16 protein-coding genes and 2 pseudogenes are annotated in these 21,090 nt (G+C 46.8%); 4 read left to right on the forward strand and 14 right to left on the reverse strand.

Translation table 11 applies throughout. The features are described from left to right. Nucleotides 1–65: 65 nt before the first annotated feature. From QT984_RS12825 to QT984_RS12840, 4 genes and pseudogenes are all read right to left on the reverse strand, one after another. Nucleotides 66–1,520 carry a serine/threonine-protein kinase gene (locus tag QT984_RS12825; RefSeq protein ID WP_333374136.1) on the reverse strand — a complete coding sequence of 485 codons (1,455 nt, stop codon included), beginning with the start codon at nt 1,518–1,520 and terminating at the stop codon, nt 66–68. Between the two features lie 339 nt (nt 1,521–1,859). Then, nucleotides 1,860–3,695, reverse strand: coding sequence for a biosynthetic-type acetolactate synthase large subunit (gene ilvB / locus QT984_RS12830; RefSeq protein ID WP_333374138.1), 1,836 nt, complete (start codon nt 3,693–3,695; stop codon nt 1,860–1,862). Nucleotides 3,696–3,907: 212 nt separating this feature from the next. After that, nucleotides 3,908–4,081, reverse strand: a pseudogene (locus QT984_RS12835) (RNA-guided endonuclease TnpB family protein); the annotation flags it as partial. Between the two features lie 353 nt (nt 4,082–4,434). Beyond that, complete coding sequence (locus QT984_RS12840) at nt 4,435–5,733, reverse strand: MFS transporter (protein ID WP_333051525.1); 1,299 nt, start codon at nt 5,731–5,733, stop codon at nt 4,435–4,437. 350 nt (nt 5,734–6,083) lie between these two features. Here QT984_RS12840 and QT984_RS12845 point away from each other — a divergent pair, with 350 nt between their 5' ends. Beyond that, complete coding sequence (locus tag QT984_RS12845) at nt 6,084–6,422, forward strand: P-II family nitrogen regulator (protein WP_006633346.1); 339 nt, start codon at nt 6,084–6,086, stop codon at nt 6,420–6,422. A gap of 140 nt (nt 6,423–6,562) precedes the next feature. On the opposite strand, the gene rdgB is transcribed toward QT984_RS12845, so the two are convergent. The 8 genes from rdgB to QT984_RS12885 all read right to left on the reverse strand — a co-directional run bounded on the left by rdgB (nt 6,563) and on the right by QT984_RS12885 (nt 14,640). After that, nucleotides 6,563–7,150, reverse strand: coding sequence for an RdgB/HAM1 family non-canonical purine NTP pyrophosphatase (gene rdgB, locus QT984_RS12850; protein WP_333051524.1), 588 nt, complete (start codon nt 7,148–7,150; stop codon nt 6,563–6,565). Between the two features lie 15 nt (nt 7,151–7,165). Continuing rightward, nucleotides 7,166–7,786 (reverse strand): hypothetical protein, encoded by a 621-nt coding sequence (locus QT984_RS12855; RefSeq protein ID WP_333051522.1) that lies wholly within the window; start codon nt 7,784–7,786, stop codon nt 7,166–7,168. A 158-nt stretch (nt 7,787–7,944) separates the two neighbouring features. Further along, complete coding sequence (locus tag QT984_RS12860; RefSeq protein ID WP_333231306.1) at nt 7,945–9,372, reverse strand: phosphoglucomutase/phosphomannomutase family protein; 1,428 nt, start codon at nt 9,370–9,372, stop codon at nt 7,945–7,947. Nucleotides 9,373–9,616: 244 nt separating this feature from the next. After that, nucleotides 9,617–10,351: a GTP cyclohydrolase I FolE gene (folE, locus tag QT984_RS12865; protein ID WP_333051519.1), complete on the reverse strand. Its 735-nt coding sequence runs from the start codon at nt 10,349–10,351 to the stop codon at nt 9,617–9,619. Nucleotides 10,352–10,569: 218 nt separating this feature from the next. Beyond that, the gene (locus QT984_RS12870; protein ID WP_333051517.1) at nt 10,570–11,295 is read right to left on the reverse strand and encodes an SDR family oxidoreductase; all 726 of its coding nucleotides are present in this window, start codon (nt 11,293–11,295) and stop codon (nt 10,570–10,572) included. 241 nt (nt 11,296–11,536) lie between these two features. Then, nucleotides 11,537–12,517: an acetyl-CoA carboxylase carboxyl transferase subunit alpha gene (accA, locus tag QT984_RS12875; protein ID WP_333051515.1), complete on the reverse strand. Its 981-nt coding sequence runs from the start codon at nt 12,515–12,517 to the stop codon at nt 11,537–11,539. A 255-nt stretch (nt 12,518–12,772) separates the two neighbouring features. Further along, nucleotides 12,773–13,798 carry a long-chain acyl-[acyl-carrier-protein] reductase gene (locus tag QT984_RS12880; protein ID WP_333051513.1) on the reverse strand — a complete coding sequence of 342 codons (1,026 nt, stop codon included), beginning with the start codon at nt 13,796–13,798 and terminating at the stop codon, nt 12,773–12,775. Between the two features lie 149 nt (nt 13,799–13,947). Continuing rightward, nucleotides 13,948–14,640, reverse strand: a complete 693-nt coding sequence (locus QT984_RS12885) for an aldehyde oxygenase (deformylating) (RefSeq protein ID WP_333051511.1) — start codon at nt 14,638–14,640, stop codon at nt 13,948–13,950. A 64-nt stretch (nt 14,641–14,704) separates the two neighbouring features. Between QT984_RS12885 and QT984_RS12890 the strand changes: the two genes are divergently transcribed. From QT984_RS12890 to QT984_RS12900, 3 genes and pseudogenes are all read left to right on the forward strand, one after another. Beyond that, complete coding sequence (locus QT984_RS12890) at nt 14,705–14,872, forward strand: hypothetical protein (protein WP_333051509.1); 168 nt, start codon at nt 14,705–14,707, stop codon at nt 14,870–14,872. Nucleotides 14,873–15,135: 263 nt separating this feature from the next. After that, on the forward strand, nt 15,136–15,954 hold the full coding sequence (locus tag QT984_RS12895; protein WP_333051507.1) for a carbohydrate ABC transporter permease: 819 nt from the start codon (nt 15,136–15,138) through the stop codon (nt 15,952–15,954). A gap of 243 nt (nt 15,955–16,197) precedes the next feature. Further along, nucleotides 16,198–16,344: pseudogene (locus tag QT984_RS12900) on the forward strand (transporter suffix domain-containing protein); the annotation flags it as partial. Nucleotides 16,345–16,505: 161 nt separating this feature from the next. Here the strand turns inward: QT984_RS12900 and QT984_RS12905 are convergent. Together QT984_RS12905 and QT984_RS12910 are read right to left on the reverse strand one after the other, a co-directional pair. Beyond that, a complete protein-coding gene (locus QT984_RS12905) occupies nt 16,506–17,534 on the reverse strand; it encodes a hypothetical protein (RefSeq protein ID WP_333209264.1) in 1,029 nt (342 codons plus the stop codon). A 286-nt stretch (nt 17,535–17,820) separates the two neighbouring features. Then, nucleotides 17,821–21,024 carry an efflux RND transporter permease subunit gene (locus QT984_RS12910; RefSeq protein WP_333051505.1) on the reverse strand — a complete coding sequence of 1,068 codons (3,204 nt, stop codon included), beginning with the start codon at nt 21,022–21,024 and terminating at the stop codon, nt 17,821–17,823. Between the last annotated feature and the right edge of the window lie 66 nt (nt 21,025–21,090).

Consider the following 21,090-nt stretch of genomic DNA (forward strand, 5'->3'; position numbering starts at 1 on the left):
GCCTATAACTTCGTAAAAAAAGGTTCGATAAAAAAGACTTGACAAGGGGCTGAAATCGTTATAGGTTACAGATTACAACTCTCGACGCGAGAGAAGAATCCTTCCCAATCCAATAACCCTACCATCAACGTACGCCCAACGAGCACGCCGCCCTGCCACGGCCGGACCGCCCAGACCGCCAACCCCGTCGGGAGGTGGCCATGCTCTGCTCTGAGATTAAAGGTCAGGTACTCTAAGTCCAACCAAGTTCCTCCTTTTCGCCAACCGAGGCGATCGGCCAGGTCGTCTTCAACCTCCCAATCTTCTTTACCGCGTACTTCCCACCAGATTTGTTTCTGGACACTAAAGCCGAAACGACCCTGACTGTATTTTACCCACAACTGGTCGATCGTCCGTAAATCATCGCAAGGAAAATTATCAATTGATTCCCGCTCCAAATAACCTTCCTTCTCCCGTCTAGCAGCTTTCAGCATCACCTTCAGCGTTTCCCAATCCGCCTCTTCCCACTCCCCCGCCGCCAATAAATCCCGCAGATCAGTATAGTCAACACCCCGGGCCGATTTAAGGGAGTCTGGTAATGGTTGAGGTAATGGCTGAGGTGATGTGTGACGTGGCGGTGGAGGTATTGGAGGTGATGGTTGAGGTGATTGAGTACCAAGAGCCTGCAAAACTTCAGTAGGAGATTGATAACGTCGCTTACTAGCAGGTAGTATCATTTTATCTAAAATCAGACCCAGTTCCGAACTGACAGATGCTTTTAAGTGTTGTCGCCACACCCACTCCATCTCACTTGTATCGAATAAATCAATCGGTTCAACCTGAGTTAACAGATACAGACAAGTGACACCCAGACTATAAATATCACTAGGATAAATGGCTTTGCCCGCTGCTTGTTCCGGTGCCGTATATCCAGCAGTCCCGATCACCGTTCCCGTTACAGATAAAGCAGTTTGTGTCGCATATTTCGCGGCTCCAAAGTCAACTAAAACCAGTTGCCCATCTTGTCTGAGAATAATATTTTCTAGCTTGATATCCCGGTGAATTACTTGGCGGGAATGAATGAACTCTAATACTGGCAATAAATTATTAAGCAAGTCGCGAATCTGCGTTTCGCTAAAATATCCCTTAGATTCTAGTGTTTGGGCTAAATTTTCACCGTCGATGAATTCTTGGACTAAATACTGCCGTCCATCTTGACTAAAATATGCTAATAAGTCGGGAATTTGAGAATGTTTACCCAACTGTTCTAGGCGTACTGCTTCCAGCTCAAATAACTCAGCAGCTTTCTGGATACTAGAAGTGCCTTGAAGTTGGGGGTAGAATTGTTTAATAACGCAGGGAGGTTTTGATGGTTTATACTCGTCAATAGCTAGAAAAGTGCGCCCAAATCCCCCTTGTCCAATAATTTTTTGGGCTCCGTAGCGATCGCCCAATAGCAGTTTATTCCCGCATTTTTGACAAAATTTTGTATAGCCAGACGGGTTTTGGAATAGGCAATCAGGGTTGAGACACTGGCTCATAAAATATGCTTAGAGATTAGAGATTAAAGCTCTCGATGCGATGCCAGCGGATATGGTGTTAAACGTGAAACAGCAGAGCCGGGTAAGGACATCGCATTGCCTTTCATCGTGTCAACTTAAGTCTGAAACCTTTGATATCTCTCGCTTTTATCCGAGGCCAGATCCCCCTAAATCCCCCTTAAAAAGGGGAGTAGGGGTTGACTTTGATCGGACTCTTGTCCCCCCCTTCTTAAGGGGGGCTAGGGGGGATCTGGCCTCGATGATAAACAGCAGTCTATGACTACGTTTGACCTTAAGTTGAGACTAATAGGCACTGCCTAAGTCCCCACTCAAAACTCGTTAAACTTTTGTCCCGCACTCAGGACAAAACTTATTCGTCGAAACATTCTTCGCGCCGCAACTTGGACAATAAATCAACTCCGCAGATTGCAACTTGCTACGATCGGGCAAACCAACCATTTGAGCGTTGCTCTTACCTGGAACTACCATCGGATAGCAGTTTTCGTCCCTCGTCACCTTCACGTTCATCAGCACCGGGCCCTCGTGAGCGAGCATTTGACCGATCGCATCTTTGAGTTCCTCCGGCCGCGAAACCAGCATCCCCTTCACGCCATAAGCTTCAGCCAGCATCACAAAATCCGGCATCCCCACGGTCATATTCGACGACGAATAACGCTCCCCGTAGAACGCCTGCTGCCACTGCCGCACCATTCCCTGCCAGCCGTTATTTACAATCACAATCTTGACATTAATGCCGTATTGTGCTAAAGTGCCCAATTCTTGAATATTCATTTGCACGCTAGCATCGCCAGCAATACAAATCACTTGCTCATTGGGTAGCGCCATTTTCGCGCCCATCGCCGCCGGCACCCCGAAACCCATCGTGCCCAAACCAGCGCTCGAAATCCAGCGGCGCGGCCCGTTGTTCAAAAATTGAGCCGACCACATTTGATGTTGACCGACATCTGTTGTGTAGTAAGCATCCGGCGCTTGAGTAGCCAACTGAGAAATCACCTCTTGCGGAGACAAAATGTCTGGGTAATGAGGCACAACTAACGGATAGTCCTGTTTCCAGCGATCGATCCTGTGCAGCCATTCCGCAGTCTGTCCGGCCTTCCCCGAAACTCCAGTTTCCCGACAGCGGCGCAGCAAATCGAGCAAAACTTGGCGGACATCTCCGACAATCGGCACGTCAGGGCCGCGATTTTTGCCGACTTCCGCCGGGTCGATATCGATGTGAATCACCTTAGCGCGCGCGGCAAACTCGTCTAATTTGCCCGTCACGCGATCGTCAAACCTCGCCCCCACAGCAATCAGCAAATCGCACTCGGTAACGGCAAAATTAGCGTAAGCAGTGCCGTGCATCCCCAGCATTTTCACCGACAAAGGATGGTTTTCGTCAAAGGCACCTTTGCCCATCAGCGTTGTCGTCACCGGCAATTGGAAAAGTTCGGCGAGTTCCTTAATTTCCTCGTGGGCCCCCGCTGCGATCGCCCCGCCGCCCACATACAGCAAAGGACGCTTTGCTTCCTGCAGCAAATAGATTGCTTGATTAATCTGCCGAGGATTTCCCTTCACCGTCGGGCGGTAGCCCGGAATTCTCACCGATCCGGGTTCCACGGGCAGATAGTCAAATTCTTCTAAACCCACATCCTTGGGTACATCAACCAAGACTGGCCCCGGCCGCCCTGTACTGGCGATGTGGAAAGCTTCTGCCACAATTCGCGCCATATCTCTGGGGTCGCGTACTACATAGGAATGCTTGACAATTGGCAGGGTAATCCCGTAAATATCTGTTTCCTGAAACGCATCAGTGCCGATCGCCGCACGGGGCACCTGACCGGTAATAATTACCATCGGGATCGAATCCATGTGGGCCGTCGCAATCCCCGTCACTAAATTAGTTGCGCCGGGGCCCGAAGTAGCAAAACAAACTCCAACTTTGCCCGTAGCGCGGGCGTATCCGTCAGCCGCGTGAGCCGCGCCTTGTTCGTGGCGCACCAGAATATGTTTGATAGCGCCAGTTTCTTCGGCGCGGTAGAGTTCGTCGTAAAGTGGCAGAATTGCGCCGCCGGGATAACCAAAAATATGCTTGACACCGTGGCGGATCAAGCTGTCAATCAGAGCAAATCCACCAGTTGCACGCCTGATTGTCACTTTAGTTTTTAGTTGCACAGTATTTCCTTCCTTAAACTAATTATGTTTTTTAATGAAAGCTTTTATAGCTTGTAAAACTATAGTCATCTATAGCAATCCTAAATGATTTGTGTAATTCTTGTAGGGGATCTCCCCACGCCCGGTTGCACCGATGCAGGCTGGGGTAGGCACGGGGAGTAGGGGTAGCACTACCCCTACATATTTTTACAACTGATGCGAGGATTGCTATATTACATGACGTGGGAGGCATGAAGTCCCTCCCCTTTCGCTTTTACTTTAAGCGGATTAACCCGCCTCGGCTGAACTACGCAGCTCCCTATCCCATCGCTAAACGCATTTGGGATTGCTTTTCTCAAAATATTATAAGACCCGTTAGCATCGGCATTAATCATCTGACTATATGATACTACCATTGTCTATTGATGTTTACAATCTTAATGATGTTTTATAATACTACTTTAATCTCAATAGTCAAATTCTGAAAATTTGACTGCTGATATTTTACAAAAAGTTTGGCGAGCGGGCGGTGTCCGAGCGATAAATTGTGGAACAGCAGAGGAAGAAAGACACAGAGGAAATCGCTGCCTCTATGTCGGTTTACCGTGATATGACGCTTCTATAGCATTCTTGATTCGGCATTCGACAAGAAAAACTAATCGTTTGAGCAATTAAGAACGTCCTAATCATCAGGGCGGTTGCTATGTTATGGATCGATCGCGAAAACCAAGCCCTCTTGCTTCTTCCTTCTTGGCAAAGTTCAGAGAACATCCTGCAAGACTTTGCGAGTATGTTTCCAAGCTGCCATGCCCATCACCGAGACCAAAAAGCCCAAACCCAGCAACACGATCCGCAAGCCCAAGTCATCGTCGCCGACGGCATTACTGACAGCATCCGTTAGCGGGCCAGTCAGTGCTAAAGGCAGGCTCAGAGCAATATTAATCGCATTGTTTTCAAATCCAAAGACTTTACCCCGCATAGATTCGGGAGTTTTTTCTTGAATCAGAGCCTGCATCGGGCCGTTAATTAAGGAAGCACCAAAACCGAACAGAGCGCTCAATCCGAATCCCACCCAAAGGTGTCTGGCAAAGGCAAACATTGCTAATACAAAACCCATCATCAAGAAACCGATTAAAGGCAGAGGTTTGTGGTGCATTCGATGACCCCAATGTCCCAAAAAGGCTGCGCCGAAGACCATTCCAATTCCCGCTGCAGCGAGTAAAAAGCCAAATTGAGTTTCTTTGAGACCTATTTTGCCTGAAAGCGCGATCGCCAGCACCTGAAGCGCCGCAAACACGGAATACAAAATGGTCAACTGCACCATCGCGTTGCTGACAAGGTGATTGTGTTTCACATACCGCAAACCTTCCTTGAGGTCTTGCCAAGGATGGACGTTTTTGCCACTGCTGCCGACATGACCTTCTTTGATCTGCATGGCATAGATCAAACCTGCTGATATCAGGTACAACCCGCCCAGCAAAAACTCTTGAGAAGCTGATCCGAAGCTGTGTTTGACCCAACTAAACAGCGGTTCGCCGATCGTCATCCCAATAATGATCCCGCCCATTGTGGACGAGGCGAACAGAGCATTTGCCGACATCAGTCCCTCTCGCCCCACAGCCAGGGGGACGGCGGCCGCTTCTGCAGGAGCAAAAAATTGCGTTACGGTAGAGATTAAAAACGTCATTGTCAACAAAACCACAAAAGCTTTGGGCAAAAACGGCAAAGCTACAATCAACCCGGCTCGAATCACGTTGCAGGCGACCAGCATTTGCTTTTTGGAAAAGCGGTCTACCACGATACCGGCTACGGAACCAAAGACGATCGCTGGCACGGTGTAGGCGATCATCACCGCTGACAGCATAGAATTTTCCGAATGTTGCCAAGAAACCGGCCAGGGTCGGTAGTCGCCGGTTTTCAGCAGAATAATCAGCAATACGTAAAAGATTTTATCCGCCACTTGGGCCAATAACTGGCCCGTCCACAAGGCGAGGAAGGGGCGATTTCTCAGTAGGGCATCAAGCCCGCTGCGGTCAGGGGGAGGGCTGGCTGGGTGCATAAGAATAGTTTAACTGACCGCCTCTGGCAATTATAGTTTTCAGCAATATGTGCAAATCTGACATAGCAAAGCGGAAACTCGGAAAACTCCTGTCTCCTGGGTTCTTTTTCTGTTTTAGCAGATCCGTGGCGGAGGGCTTGGGTCTTTTTCACTCTACCGCGATCTATCGGAGCGGAGAGCCCGCGCCTCGGGCCAATGGGAGAATATTGTTAAAGATTGGCGTGCCTCTCATCGCGAGTACAAAATAAGGTAGTATATTTTACAAAATACTTAATACTAGCAGTGATATTAAAAGATGTCACGCGATTTAAGTAATATAACGAAGGTACTAACTGTTAGGAGTGAAAAACTTGAAAAAGGTTGAAGCTATTATTCGCCCCTTTAAACTAGACGAAGTGAAAATCGCACTCGTCAATGCTGGTATTGTGGGGATGACTGTTTCTGAAGTTAGAGGTTTTGGCCGTCAGAAGGGCATGACAGAACGCTATCGCGGTTCTGAGTACACCGTTGAGTTCTTGCAAAAGCTCAAGGTCGAGATTGTTGTGGAAAACGATCAGGTTGACATGGTGGTTGATAAAATTATCGCGGCTTCCCGCACGGGCGAGATTGGCGACGGCAAGATTTTCATCTCTCCTGTAGAACAAATTATTCGGATTCGGACTGGAGAAAAGAACTTGGAGGCTATCTAAGATACTGGGGCATTGAGCATTGGGCATTGGTCTTTGGTAACTGGTCTTTGCCCAGGAAAAACCTATTTCCTGTTTAGTTCTGATACCTAAGTGTCAATATCCAATGCCACAGTTCCCCCCGGTTTTGGCTTTTTTACTCGTTAGGGGTTGACAAGGTTCGCCATTTGTGGTATGAGAGCGTGGAAGGCTCGGCCGCGGTGAGAGTGCGATCGCTTGATATCCGGTGTCATTTCGGCAAAAGTCTGTTGCTGTGCGGGTACGTAGAAAATGGGGTCATATCCGAAACCTCCCGTACCGCGAGGAGTGTGCAGGATTTCGCCTCGGCAAATTCCTTCTACTTGCAGGGCAATTGTACCGTCGGGACGGGCGATCGCGATCGCGCAAACAAATTGTGCTTCCCGGTTTTGTTCGCTTCCCAATTCTTTGAGAAGTCGAGATATCCTGTCAGCATCGGTTTTCCCGTAGCGCGCGGAGTAAATCCCAGGTTGGCCGTTGAGTGCATCTACCATTAAACCAGAATCATCGGCGATCGACCATTTGCCCGTTGCTTTTGCGACTTCAGACGCCTTCAAGCAAGCATTAGCAATAAAAGTTTCGCCTGTTTCCTCGATGTCCAACTCTTCCGGTTTGAGATCCAATTTCCATCCCAAATCCTGAAGATAAACTTGCATTTCCTTGAGTTTACCCGGATTGCCCGTAGCGACAACTAGCAATTTGCGATCGGTCATTATTTCTATTAAAACTTACGGCTCTATATTAACAAAAGATTGGAAAAATGGTTGCAACAAAATTCCCAAAATCTTATCAACATCTTGAATATAGTATTCAATCGGATCGATATAAACAGTAGTTTCCTCCAAAATCAAGAATTTCCAGTTAGTTCCCGTCGTCACCGCGCCGTAAATGCGATCGACCTCAGTGTCTTGGTTTTGATTGAAACATTGGGCCGCTACCATTGCCGCTACGCATTGACCCAAACCCCCAATGATATCTTCCTTTTTTGCCTCAAAAATTGTTATAACCGGAGCACTGATGAACAATTGTTCTGAAGAACCGCTAATAATATAATCGCAAAATCCTTGCAAACCTCTTTCTGGATCGACAGTAAAATCCTTACCGGAAAAAAGAGAAACTCGTTTGTTTAACAATCGCCGGACTTCTGCTAATATCGGCGCAATCAAAAATTCTGAACGAGCTTTTTCTGTGGAAATAAAAGTTGCTAGCGGTACATAATCAATCAGGATTGTTGTTAAAATTTCTGATGGTGAAACTGGTTTTGTGTCGGCAAATAAATTGCGAGTTTCATCTAAGGTTAATCCAAAATCTTTTTTGACTCTCGCAAGGCTGAAATCGCTGTATGCCATTTGCTTTTATCCTAAAATTAACCTGATATAGCCGCCATACTATTTGATTTCTGAACAAGATTTTTTGACCGCAGAGGGCGCAGAGGACGCAGAGAAAGAGAGATTTGAGATCGAGTCATCTGCGTTCATCTGCGTTGATCTGCGGTGGAAAAGTCCGATTAATTATGCGCCCAATTTTTCGCCCAGTTTAAGTTTTTCATGACTTCTTTCAATGTCGCTGCTTCTGAATACAGCCGCAACACTGGTTCGGTTCCGCTAAACCGAATTAACAGCCAACTTCCGTCTGCTAAACGAAATTTATATCCGTCCACTTTGTTGCAATCTACAACTGCTTTGCCGGCGATTTCTGTTAAGGGTTGATTTTGCAGCAGGGACAGCAAACGCGACCTTTCTTCCATGTTTGCTAGGTGCAAGTCTATTCTGTCATACGCTGAAGTAAAGCTTGTTTCTTGTTGCAGTCGGCTGTAAATTTCGCTTAAGTCTTCGCCGGATTTGACAACTGCTTCTAATAAGTACAGCGCTGACAGCAAAGCATCTCGTTCGGGTATGTGTGTACCGTAGCCAATTCCTCCCGATTCTTCGCCGCCGACTAAGACTTGGGTGGTCAACATTCGATCGGCTATATACTTGTAACCGATCGGCGTTTCAAATAATGGCAAGTCGTACAGCTTGGCAATTTTAGGAATTATGTCTGAACCGCTGACTGTTTTGATGACTTCCCCGGTCCAGCCGCGCCGTGAAGCTAAATGTTCGATTAAGATGGGAACTAGGATTTGTGAACTGAGGAAGTTGCCGCTAGAGTCAACGGCTGCAATTCGATCGCTATCTCCGTCAAATACAAATCCAATGGACAAACCAGAACTTTTTCGCTGGTGAGTACGCATCACCCGAAATAACTGCGACAGGTAGCGCGGCAAAGGTTCCGGTGCACCGCCACCAAACAGCGGATCTCGATCGCTGTTGACTTCATGTACTGTTTCTTCTAAAATTTGAGCTAGTCCTCCTGCTGCGGCCCCGTGCATTACATCTACAAATACTGTAATTTTGCCGCTGGCGATCGCTTCTTTAATCGCCTCAATATCTACCATTTCCCGCAAGGTTTTGCAGTAAGCTGGCCAAGGATTGAAATTATCCAATTTGCCGGGAGTTGCTGAAATTGCCGCCGGATTTTCGAGTTTTGCTTCTATCTGTTGAGTAACTTCGGGCGAAACTGAACCGCCAAATCCGCCCTTGACTTTTAACCCTAAATATGCACCGGGATTGTGGCTGGCTGTCAGGACGATCGCACCCAAAGCATTTAATTGTTTGGCAGCTAAACTGAAAGCTGGAGTGGGGGCGTAGGATTCGCTCAGCAGCACGTCAAATCCTGCGTTTTGGACGGCAACAGCCGCTGTGAAGGCAAATTCTTCAGCCAGAAATCGGCGGTCGTAACCGACAATTACGGTACCGCTGCTGCCATCGCTGCTGCCGGTTTGTGCGAGAACTTGTGCCGCTAAGGGAGCGACTAACGCTACGCGATCGAATGTAAAATCGTCAGCAATGATGCCGCGCCAGCCATCTGTACCGAATTTGATAGGAGGATTCATTTAGTCACAAGTCATGAGTCACCCGTCTATTTTATGGGTTTATCAGTCGATCGTCATCCGATTTTAGATTTTAGATCGGTCCTGGACGCACTCCGACAAAGAAACCGGGTTTTTTACCGAATTTACGGTGCGTAACGAAATATATCGTAAAAAAAACCCGGTTTCTGGACCTCATGCTTGATTACAGCCACCAAGAAAAAAGTGAATGACTAATGACTAATGACTAATGACTAATAACTAATGACTAAAAGAATGCCGGTTGGTGGCGGATCAAATTCAGGAATTCTTCGCGAGTTTTCTGTTCCTCTTGAAACACGCCCAACATGGCACTCGTAACCGTCCAAGCACCAGGTTTTTGCACACCCCGCATCGTCATGCACATATGGCTGGCTTCCATTACTACAGCTACTCCCTGCGGTTCCAATATTGTCTGAACTGCTTCAGCAATCTGGCGTGTCAAACGTTCTTGCACCTGCAATCGGCGGCTGTACATTTCAGCAATTCGGGCTAATTTACTCAATCCCACTACTTTTTGGTTGGGAATGTAAGCGACATGAACTCTACCCATAAACGGCAGCATATGGTGTTCGCACATACTGAATACGCTGATGTCTCGTACCAGTACCATTTCGTTGTGGCCTTCGTCAAAGATAGCGCCGTTGAGGAGTTCTTCTAGGGATTGACTGTAACCGCTGGTGAGAAACCGCATTGCTTCTGCTACCCGTTTTGGGGTTTTGAGCAATCCTTCCCGTTCAGGATCTTCTCCTACTCCCAGCAGCATTGTGCGAACAGCCTCCATCATTTCTTCCATGCCTACTTCTGATGGTTTGGGCACGCTGGATTCTTGACCGTGGGAGGAATTGCGATCGGGTCGAGTTGGGATGCGCGGGGTGTTGTTGTCTGCGGTTTGTAACAGTTTCATGCTGTCAGTCGAGAGAGAGTTCGACCCATTGGAATCGGCGGAAGATGCAATTGTCATAACAAGTTGGTGTGAGGGTGAATCGATTTTCGATTTTCGATTTTAGATTTTCGATTGGGGGATATATAGCCTTTCTCAAAAATGTGAGGTACGAATTTTGACCTGGAAAGCTTGACATTACAGGGTTTCTGTATACCTCATTTATCTGAGAACCGCTATAGCTAGAGATTCAAAGATTGTTGAATTCGAGAAAAATCCAGCAGTCTAAAATCTCAAGTTCACAAAACTCCTGCGTTGGACATGAGCGTGATTTCTTCAATTACTGCACTCGCTGGTAACTGAACTGCGTGCAGAATTGATTGGGCGACGATTTCTGGGGTTAACATGGCGCTGCGATCGAAGTCGGCGTCCACGGTGTCTGTGTCCCACATAGGAGTGTTGACAGAACCCGGACAGATTGCTGTTACGCGAATTCCGTGAGCCCGTTCTTCGGCGGCTAAGGTTTTAGACAAAGCCATGAGACCAAATTTGCTAACGCAGTAGGCTCCCCAGTTGGGGAAGGTTTGGGTGCCGGCGATCGAGGAAACGTTGATGATGATTCCCGATCGGCGATCGCGCATTGAGGGCAAAACTCCTAAAATGCACTGCCAAACGCTAGTCAGATTGAGGTCTAGAACGCTTTGCCAGTCGGTTAGGGAAGTTTCCGTCAAGGAGCCGGTGTAGCCCATGCCAGCGCTGTTTACCAGGATATCTACGGCACCCAATTGAGCTGCGATCGCGCTGATGCTGCTTTGCACTTGCTCAATTTTTGCCAAGTCTAAGGGATAAGCTTCTGCTTTCACTCCGACTGCTCGGGCCGCTGCGGCAACGGCTTCTAAGTTTTCCGACTCTCGGCTAACTAAGGCCAGATTTATGCCTTCGGCGGCGAACGCTAGAGCCGTCGCTTTGCCAATACCGCTGCTGGCTCCGGTAATCAGAGCCTGCTTTGTTGTTGGATGGTTCATTCAATGTCCTAATACTTTCCCTCGGCAACTCCCTACAGCGTTGCAGCCTTCATCGGCAAATTAGACAACTGTCTGCTGCGGGTGATAACAGTTAATTATGAGATAAACATTAAGAACTGTTAAGCCGTGTCACCTGAGAAATTATAACACTGCTGACAGATCCGCAGAATAATGAGCTGTGAGTTATGAGTTTAAAGTTAAGAATTTTTAACTCATAACTGATAACTCTGAATCGATCGGCTCAAGCCGCAATTTCAGTGAATACACCGATGTGGCGAAATTTTTGATACCGGAGTTCGCGTCGCTGCTGACCCGTAAGCTGGGTTAGTTCTGCTAAGTTTTCTAACAAAGCTTGTTTGAGTATGGAGGCAGCTTTGAGGGGATTCGAGTGAGCGCCGCCGATCGGCTCTGGTACTATTTGATCGAGAATGCCGAGGTTTTTCAAATCCCAGGAAGTGATTTTGAGAGCTTCTGCGGCCAAGTTAGCTTTACCGGAGTCTTTCCAGAGAATCGCCGCGCAAGCTTCGGGGGTGGCGACGGTGTAGACGGAATGTTCTAACATTAACAGCCGCTCGCCGACGCCGATACCCAATGCGCCGCCGGATCCGCCTTCGCCGATGACGGTGCAAATAATGGGAACGTCGAGGCGAAACATCTCGCGGAGGTTACAGGCGATCGCCTCTCCCTGTCCGAGCTGTTCTGCTTCTAAGCCCGCCCAAGCCCCCGGAGTGTCGATAAAGGTGAAAATTGGCATGGAGAAGCGATCGGCGTGTTCCATCAAGCGCAGGGCTTTGCGGTAGCCGCCGGGAGCAGCCATGCCGAAGTTGCGGGCGATATTGTCTTTTGTGTCGCGCCCTTTTTGATGGCCGATGATGACTGTGGGACGCCCGTCTATGCGGGCAATTCCGCCGACGAGGGCCGGGTCGTCTCCGCCGCGCCGATCGCCGTGAAGCTCGAGCCACTCGTCGCTAATTGCCTGAATGTAATCGAGGGTGCTGGGGCGGCGCGGGTGACGGGCCAGTTGCAGCCGCTGCATGGGGGACAAGCTGCTGAAAATTTCTTGTCGCAGTTGGGCGGAACGCGCTTCGAGTTTGCGAATTTCGTCGGTGACATCGACGCTGTTTTCGGCGGCGAGTTCGCGAATCTGGTGAATTCGGGTTTCGAGTTCGGCCAGGGGCTTTTCAAAATCTAAGAGTAAGGGTTTACGGTCTGGGTTTGGCACGCTGATAATTTCTATAAGGTTTTAAGGTGAAAGTCGATCGACTATTTCCCGATCCTACCCTGTCAGGGGATGCTGAAAAAGAGAGGAAATTTGGAAGTTTTGAATTTTAAATTTTGTATGAGATCAAATTTGGTCACATCATCATTATCATATAGCGCGAGCCGGAAGCTAGCGCTGCACTCCGAAAAATATTATTCTGATGCCAAATAAAAAGTCAACTATTAAATTTTCAAATTTAACAGTTGACTTTTAACATCAAACTGACATTAATAAAGGTCTGAAACCGTGCTTGACAGAAATATGACCGATTTGCTCCATCTTTTCCACAGTAATTTGATTCCGTCCCCAAGAAAAATTGGTATACATTTTTTCAAATTCCAGCAGCATTGATTCAGCAAAACAGGCAAACAACTGTCGGCCCGGCACATCCATATTGACAATCTTCATGATTTTCCACTCAATATCGAGGGAATGCTCCACAATGCCGCCATTGAGTACGTAAATTCCGGGATGCTGAACCTGAGTTGCCAAATTTTTCGGATAGCCACCGTCAATCAATAAACATGGTTGCTTCAATGTCTTAGGGTCAATTTCTACTCCCTTGGGCATACTGGCTACCCAGACTACAATATCCGCTTGGGGCAGGGCTTCTTCCAAGTCCATAATTTTCCCTCGACCCAATTCTGATTGCAAATCTTGCAATCGTTCTTTGTCGCGGGCGATGAGCAACAATTCTGCTACATTTGTTTTAACATTGAGCCAGCGACACACAGCACTGCCAATATCGCCAGTAGCACCACAAACCGCTACCGTGGCTTTTGAAAGTTCAATCCCCAATTTAGGGGCTGCTTCTTCTACTTGGCGGCAGAGGATGTAAGCTGTGTGAGTGTTACCAGTGGTGAAGCGTTCAAACTCCAACTTGAGATTGCGAATTTGCTTAATTTGCTGCAAGTTGAAAGTCTCAAAAATGATCGAAGAAAAGCCGCCCAAAGCAGTGATGTTAATCCCGTTTTTTTGAGCGTGTGCCATCGCATTAAGGATTTTGCGAGTAGCTGCTTTAATCCGGCGAGTTGCTAGCATTTCTGGCAAAAAACAGGACTCGACATAGCGACCTTCTATTTTTTGTCCAGTGATGCTTGTTACCGTGATCTGATCAACTATTTGGGGCGGTGCGCTGCACCAAAAATCGAGACCTTGATCGGCATATTCTGGATAGCCCAGCTCGTTAGCTACTGATTGGGCGTGTTCTAAGCTGGTTAAGTGACCGATTAGACCAAACATTAAGTTGTCAAATGAAGGAAGATGGAAGGTGGAAGATGGAAGATGGAAGATGGAAGATGGGAAGATTAAAAATTTATATTTTAAAATGAGTTATCCCATTTTTAATTTTTAATTTTTAATTTTTTTCCCATTCCTTATTTCCAAGTTAACTAGGCTGCGAGGCCTTGTGCTGACATCCGCATGATATCGCGGTTGTTAAAGCCTATGTTGCCTAGGGCTTCGCCGTAGGCAATCATAAAGTCTTCGATTAAAGCGTCTTTTTCCATTCCCAAGACGCGGGCATCGTCTGCGACAGAGTTTAGCAGTCTCCAGATGATGGGCAGGTTTTGGCGGTTGGCAGCTTCGAGTTCGGCTTTGGATTCCTCAAAGTGAGCCTGCAGCCAGACTTCCCCAAAGTTGAGGTGGCTGTATTCTTCTTTGACGACGCCTTCGGTGATTTTGCGAGCAAAGTCATCGGCGACGGGGATGTAGATGTTGTAAGCTGCGATCGCAAAACACTCGATAATTAGCGATTGAATCAACAAGCAAGTTACAATCTGACCTTCGGCCGCTGCCGTTTGGAAGTTTCTGTGCAATTCCGAAAAGAACTGCTTGGCAAATGCCATGTCGGGCGTGACTTTAAGATTCCTGCCACAAGCTTGGAAGCCTTTCATGTGGCGGTTCTCCATCTTGGACAAGCCAACTAACTCTGCTTTTTTGTCCGCCAACAGTTCGGCCAGTGTCAGGTAATTATCGTGAGCTTCTTGTTCGCCTTCAATCACAATGGCGTTGATGCGGCTGTAAGCATCTTTGTAAGTTTCGGTTTGAAAGTCAATTGTTGGGCTGGCCTCAAGCTGGGGCATAGATATGTAGTCTCCTTATATAAGCTTGCGGGATGTTGGGAAACCCCTTTAAAATGGGGGGTCAGTGACAGTACACTTTACCTATTTTGAACGCACCCCATCTAAATCACAGATTATAGCTGAGGATGCTTTCGACAAAGAACTTTTCTTTGACGTTCCGGGAAAAACTGGCGTCAAGCGTGCGTGTTTGCCGGACTTTTGCCGTCGAACACTCCAGAAAGACTATCGCTAGAATGCTATCTATTTACTAATTACTTGAATTAGTCGTTAGTCGATCTTTTGCCCGGAAATAGATGATAGAAATACGGTCTATGTCTCCACCTTTCAGGGTTTTACAGTACCAACTCTATCTATAACATTATATCCTAATCACAACTTCCTCCCTAGGTACTCCTTCTTTCCTTCTACGACTATTATGTTGTTGTATGGGAATCGGGGATGCGATCGGGTTGGAGAACGTCACAGGCTTATTATTTTAGGTTAATTCACAAATTTATGGGTAAATCCTTTGACAGGTCTCATGCGCTGGAACTGCTGAGTTTTATTTTGTTGCTGGCGGGTGCTGCGCTGGTGCTGCTGCCACTGGCTGCTGTATTTTGGGTTTCATTATCACCATCTGGTGTCGGTGTCAAGGCTGCAGGCCTGACTTTTGCAAACTATCAGGAGGCTTGGCGACGGGGCAATTTTTTGTTGGCATTCCTTAATTCTACTCTAGTGGCGATCGCAGTGACGGGTTTTCAGGTTGTAACTTCTGCTTTGGCCGGTTACGCCTTGGCCAGGCTGAAGTTTCGCGGGCGACAGGCGATTGTGTTGGGGGTTTTGGCGACGCTGGTAATTCCGTTTCAGCTTTTGGTGATTCCGATTTTCTTGGTTTTGAAGTGGGGCCATCTGCTGAATACTTACGGGGCGCTGATTTTGCCGACGGCGGCTAACGGTTTTGGGATTTTTCTGCTGCGCCAGTATTTTATGACAATTCCCGCGGAGTTAGAGGAGGCGGCAATGCTGGATGGGGCTAACCGCTGGCAGGTTTTGTGGCAGGTGATGTTACCTTTAGCCCGCCCTGCTTTGGTGACGCTGTTTTTGTTTACGTTTATCGGGGAGTGGAACGATTTGTTTAAGCCGCTGGTGTTTACGACGCGGCCCCAGTTGCGGACTGTGCAGTTGGTTCTGGCCGAATTTCAGGAACAGTTTACTAGCAGTTGGCAGTTGTTGATGGCGGCGGTGGTAATTGGAACAGTGCCGGTGGTGTTGCTGTTTTTGGCCGGTCAGCGACAGTTTATTCGAGGGATTGCGGCAACGGGGATTAAGAATTGAGTTGGAAATGCTTGGCAATTAAGTTTGTAGTCAGAGGTTGAACCATTCTCAAGAACAGGCAAGATGCTTGTTCCACCAATACTAAATGTTCTTGTGGAACAGGCCGGAAAGCCTGTTGCTGACATTGGTTCCAGAGGTGAGTTTGTAGTGAAGGAGGCGATTGAAATCGCTACTATACAAACGAAGTCCACTTTAAGCGGACTAACAGATAAAGGGCAGATCAAAGCTGTATTATGTGAATCTATGCAAAAGCTCGGTTTGTTCTTATTTGTCCTATCTTTTCTGCCCTGGCTGGCAGTCTTATTTGTTGTGCCCTTCCTGGGGCTGGACATTACCCAAAAAACTACTTTATCTTTCGTTCTGGCTGTTGGGGCGGAAGTTTGTTTTTGGATTAGCGTAGTGCTGTTGGGGAAAGAAGTAGTTACCAAATATCGGCGTTATTTGCATCCCCGATATCTTTGGAAAAAATCAAAAATTTTAACCGCAGATGAACAGGAATCGACGCAGATAATGAGCCGTGATGTTGGCTTTTATCTGCGGTCAAAGTTGAGCTATTCGCTGAAAATTTGCAAGCGAATAGAGCGTTCTCCGTCTCCGAAATCCACTTCAATCTTTTCTCCCGAAAGACTGTCCAAGCATCCCAAAAGCAACCGCAAATTGGGTGTGCTTGCTCCTGTATCCACGTACAATCTATCTGCCAAACTGCCTAAGCGTTTCCAAATGGTGTAGAGTTTGACTACTGCTTGTTCTAGCTGTGCGGCTTGTTTTACAACGTCGGCGGTGGTTCCCAAACAGCCTACTCGCAAAGATTCTTCTAAGGCCATTTCCATATCTAAGTGAGACTGATTGAGAGCTTGCACTTGGGCGGCGGCGTCGAGATATTTTGATAAGTTCTTGGCGTCGGATGTTAGCTGTTTAACAGTATCTACGTCGGGATTTTCTGCTACTTCTTTTTGAATTTCGCTTTGGTGAGATGGAGAGAGTTTCTCCATTTCTTTCACTAAAGGAGCGAGGTAGCGGGAAGGTAGAGAACCTGTAGATGCTTTTTCTTTGACTTCTTCTGGCAATAAATCTGAGTTCATTGCCATCCATTCGTCGGAGAGTTGTTTGACTTCGCGGCGGGTGATGCGATCGCCATTTGCTGCGGCATCTGTTACCATTTGCTGGACTTCGGGAGATGCTTTGGCGGTTTCTACAAAGGCTCTTTTGCTGAAGTTTCTAATGGAATCTGGGTCTAAATCTCCTTGCTGGATCAGAGTGTCGGCACTATTAGCTAATTCTATCAAAGAATACGCTTGACTTTTGCCAATTTCTCTTTCTTTGAGCCAGTTCAAAAACCCTGTGCCGCGTCCTTCGCCGCCTTTTTTTTCTCTGTCTCGGACTGTTCGGAGAATGCGTCCCCGCCAAATGTCGGTTTGCAAGTCGAAGCGATCGCACACTTTCCAGGCATTGTCAACCTGATTGTCAAAATCAAAGTCTGGTATTTGTTCGTCTTCGGGGTCTGGCAATTGGAAATTGATATCGGTAAAGCCGTTGAGGGCTTCTGCAAGTTCTGCGGGATTTAGGGGGACTTCAGCCATTAGAAAAAATTTGTGTAGTGCAACAGCCGGTTTAATTGATAACTAGCACGGGTTGACAGTTGAGACGCTATATGTAGCGGTAAGGTAGGCAAGATTTACCTACTAATAGAGCTTTTGTGCAAGTCATATCATTATTGCACGATGGGGGGCGATCGCTACCTGTACAAAAAATCTTCTCCGAGAGTTACCGCACAGCGTCGCAACAATCAAAAAGCCCGTGGCACAGATAGTCGGATATTTTGCAACAATAACCACTAACCGGATAGTTAAAGGAACTAATTACCCACTACAGCGGCGATACTTTATCGCGTTCAACCTCCTCGCCTGGAGTCGTTTTGCCGTTCAAAGTTGTACCATCACCGGGTAGATTTGTTAATCGATCGCGCTTCCGAAAGCGATCGCGAGTCGAGACAATGACCACATACAGCACCGGCACCATAAACAAACTCAAGAAAGTAGAAACAACCATCCCCCCCGCGATCGCATTCCCTAGCGATCTACGACTTGCAGCCCCCGCACCTTCCGGGTTAATTAGGGGAGCAATCCCCAAAATAAATGATAGAGAAGTCATCAAAATCGGTCGTAAACGCTCTTGAGAAGCCTCAACTGCTGCCTTAGTAATTGAATATCCCTGCTCCCGCAACTGGTTAGCAAACTCCACAATTAAAATCGCATTTTTACTTGCCAATCCAATCAACATCACCAAACCAATCTGGCAATAAACATCATTCGCCAACCCCCGCAACGACTGAGCTAAAAGTGCACCTAAAATCGCCAGAGGAACCGATAGCAAAATAATGAAAGGATCGACATAATTTTCGTACTGAGCCGCCAAAACCAAGAACACAAAAATCAGTCCCAAACCAAAAATAATTGGTGCTTGACCCCCAGACTCAATTTCTTCTAAAGAACTCCCCGACCATTCATATCCAAAACCCGACGGCAAAACTTCAGCCGACACCTTTTCCATCAATTTTATCGCCTGTCCAGAACTCGATCCCGGAGCCGGGGAGCCACTAATTTCAATTGACCTATATAAATTGTAGTGGTTAACAGTTTGCGCTCCCACCACCGGAGTTATTTTCACCAAATTGCTCAAAGAAATCATTTCATTTTTTCCAGAGCGGACATACAATTTCCCAATATCTTCAGGGTTATCACGAAACTGTTTATCCGCCTGAACATACACCCGATAATTGCGCTGCTGCAGATTAAAATCATTCACATACTGAGAACCAAGAGCCGTTTGTAACGTACTGAAAACATCATTAATCGGAATATCTAGAGCCTTAGCTCGATTGCGGTCAACTTCCACAAGTAACTGAGGCGTATTCGCAGCAAACGTACTAAATACCGCCTGCAATCCGGGCGTCTGATTCGCCTGCTTTAAAATCCCGCCCATCGCCTGAACTAGAGAATCTAAACCGCTGTTCCCTTTGCGGTCTTGCAATTGAAATTGGAAGCCGCCAAATTGACCTAAACCTTGAATAGCCGGCGGATTCACCGGGAAAATTCTCGCTTCTGGAATCGCGAAAAACTTACCCTGCAATTTACCAATAATCGCTTGTACGGTTTGAGCTTCACCTTTCCTTTCTTTCCAGGGTTTAAGGGTAGTAAATATAATCCCCTGGTTGGAACTATTACCACTAAAACCAAAGCCACCTACCGAAAAAGTACCCACCACTTCAGGAACATTGAGGATTTCTTGTTCAACTCCATCCATCACCTGCTGGGTGTATTGCAGCGAAACGCCTTGAGGCCCTTGAATAATTGTCAGAAAATAGCCCTGGTCTTCCTCTGGGATAAATGCTGTTGGTACTGCTAAATAAAGCCAAGCGGTGAATCCCAGAGAAGCAATAAACAACAGGGTAACAAGGGTTTTAAATCGTGTTAAGAATATTAAGGACTCTCTATATTTCTTTTGCATCCAATCAAGAAAAATATTAATCCGGTTAAAAACCCAACCCAACGGGCCGCCAAACTTCTTACCTGGGCGCAGTAATATAGCGGCAAGTGAGGGAGTAAGAGTAACCGCCATAAAGGTAGAAAGCAGCACTGAAAAAGCAATTGTCAGGGCAAATTGTTTATAGAGTGCTCCCGTTGTCCCAGGGAAAAATGCCACGGGTACGAACACGGCCATCAATACTAAGGAAGTGGCAATTACAGCACTAAAAAGTTCCCGCATTGACTCGGAAGCTGCTTGGCGGGCATTCATACCTTGGCGGACTAGACGGTCAATATTTTCGACTACGATGATAGCGTCATCAACCACTAAACCTGTTGCTAAGGTAAGACCAAATAGAGACAAACTGTTAATCGTAAATCCGAATGCTTTGATAAAAGCAAATGTCCCAATCAAGGAAATGGGTATTGTGAGGGTGGGAATAATCGTAGTGCGCCAATCTTGCAGGAAAACAAAAATAACTATCACCACTAGCAAGACTGCTTCAAACAGAGTTTTGACTACTTCTGCCATTGACTCTTGGACAAATTGAGTCGTATCTAGTGCGGTTCTATGTATCACCCCCGGAGGGAAGTTTTTCGCTAATTTCTCCATTTCTGCTTTGACGGCTTGGGCAACATTTAGAGCATTACTTCCGGGTAATTGGTAAATCCCTAAACCCACCGCGTCATTCCCTCGAAATCGCAGAAAAGAGTTATAATTTTCTGCTCCTAATTCTGCTCTACCGACATCTTTTAACTTAACTAAAGTTCCATTTGCTTCGCTTTTAATAACTAGGTCTTCAAATTCTGTGGGGCTTTTGAGACGACTTTCTGCACTCAAATCAATCTGATACATTTGCCCTTCTGGGGCGGGTTCTTGACCAATTCTTCCTACTCCAACTTGCAAGTTTTGTTCGTTAATTGCTCTTGTTACATCTTGCATTGTTAGATTACGAGCCGCTAATTTATTGGGATCGATCCACAGGCGCATAGCATAGCGTCTTTCCCCAAAAATTCGCACGTCGCCCACGCCTTTTACTCTCTTTAAAGTGTCTGCTAAATAGAGGTCGGCGTAGTTGCTTAAAAATATGGTATCGTATTCTTTATTTTCGGTAAATAATCCTATAGCCAGCAGTAGGCTGTTAGATTGTTTTGTAACTGTAACTCCTGTGCGTTGTACGGCATCGGGGAGTTGTGGCTGAGCGACTGCAACTCGATTCTGCACATCGACGGCGGCGATATCTTTGTCGCGGGAAGTATCAAAGGTGGCTGTAATGGTGCTAGTTCCACTGTTAGTGCTACTGGAAGTTAGATATTTCAGTCCTTCAATGCCGTTGATTTGCCTTTCTAGGATGTTTGTTACCGCATTTTCGACAACTTCAGCATTGGCACCGCTATAGTTGGCTGTGACGTTGATTTGGGTGGGGCTGATGTCGGGGAAGCGTTCGATCGGCAATGTGGGAATGCTTATTGCGCCTACCAAAACAATAATTAAGGCGCAGACGCTAGCAAAGACTGGTCGTTTAATAAAGAAATCTGCAAACATTATTTGGGTAATGGGTAGTTGTTAGTTGATAATTGCTAATTCCTAATTGCACTTGCGTCAAAAATT

Origin of the sequence: Microcoleus sp. Z1_B2 (genome assembly GCF_036700325.1) — a bacterium.
Lineage (GTDB): Bacteria > Cyanobacteriota > Cyanobacteriia > Cyanobacteriales > Microcoleaceae > Microcoleus.

Bases quoted from the DNA above. Each gene is read 5' to 3' on its own strand.
- QT984_RS12825 (WP_333374136.1), bottom strand. From the start codon at position 1,520: ATGAGCCAGTGTCTCAACCCTGATTGCCTATTCCAAAACCCGTCTGGC.
- QT984_RS12840 (WP_333051525.1), bottom strand. From the start codon at position 5,733: ATGCACCCAGCCAGCCCTCCCCCTGACCGCAGCGGGCTTGATGCCCTA.
- rdgB (WP_333051524.1), bottom strand. From the start codon at position 7,150: ATGACCGATCGCAAATTGCTAGTTGTCGCTACGGGCAATCCGGGTAAA.
- QT984_RS12855 (WP_333051522.1), bottom strand. From the start codon at position 7,786: ATGGCATACAGCGATTTCAGCCTTGCGAGAGTCAAAAAAGATTTTGGA.
- QT984_RS12860 (WP_333231306.1), bottom strand. From the start codon at position 9,372: ATGAATCCTCCTATCAAATTCGGTACAGATGGCTGGCGCGGCATCATT.
- folE (WP_333051519.1), bottom strand. From the start codon at position 10,351: ATGACAATTGCATCTTCCGCCGATTCCAATGGGTCGAACTCTCTCTCG.
- QT984_RS12870 (WP_333051517.1), bottom strand. From the start codon at position 11,295: ATGAACCATCCAACAACAAAGCAGGCTCTGATTACCGGAGCCAGCAGC.
- QT984_RS12880 (WP_333051513.1), bottom strand. From the start codon at position 13,798: ATGTTTGGTCTAATCGGTCACTTAACCAGCTTAGAACACGCCCAATCA.
- QT984_RS12885 (WP_333051511.1), bottom strand. From the start codon at position 14,640: ATGCCCCAGCTTGAGGCCAGCCCAACAATTGACTTTCAAACCGAAACT.
- QT984_RS12895 (WP_333051507.1), top strand. From the start codon at position 15,136: ATGGGTAAATCCTTTGACAGGTCTCATGCGCTGGAACTGCTGAGTTTT.
- QT984_RS12905 (WP_333209264.1), bottom strand. From the start codon at position 17,534: ATGGCTGAAGTCCCCCTAAATCCCGCAGAACTTGCAGAAGCCCTCAAC.
- QT984_RS12910 (WP_333051505.1), bottom strand. From the start codon at position 21,024: ATGTTTGCAGATTTCTTTATTAAACGACCAGTCTTTGCTAGCGTCTGC.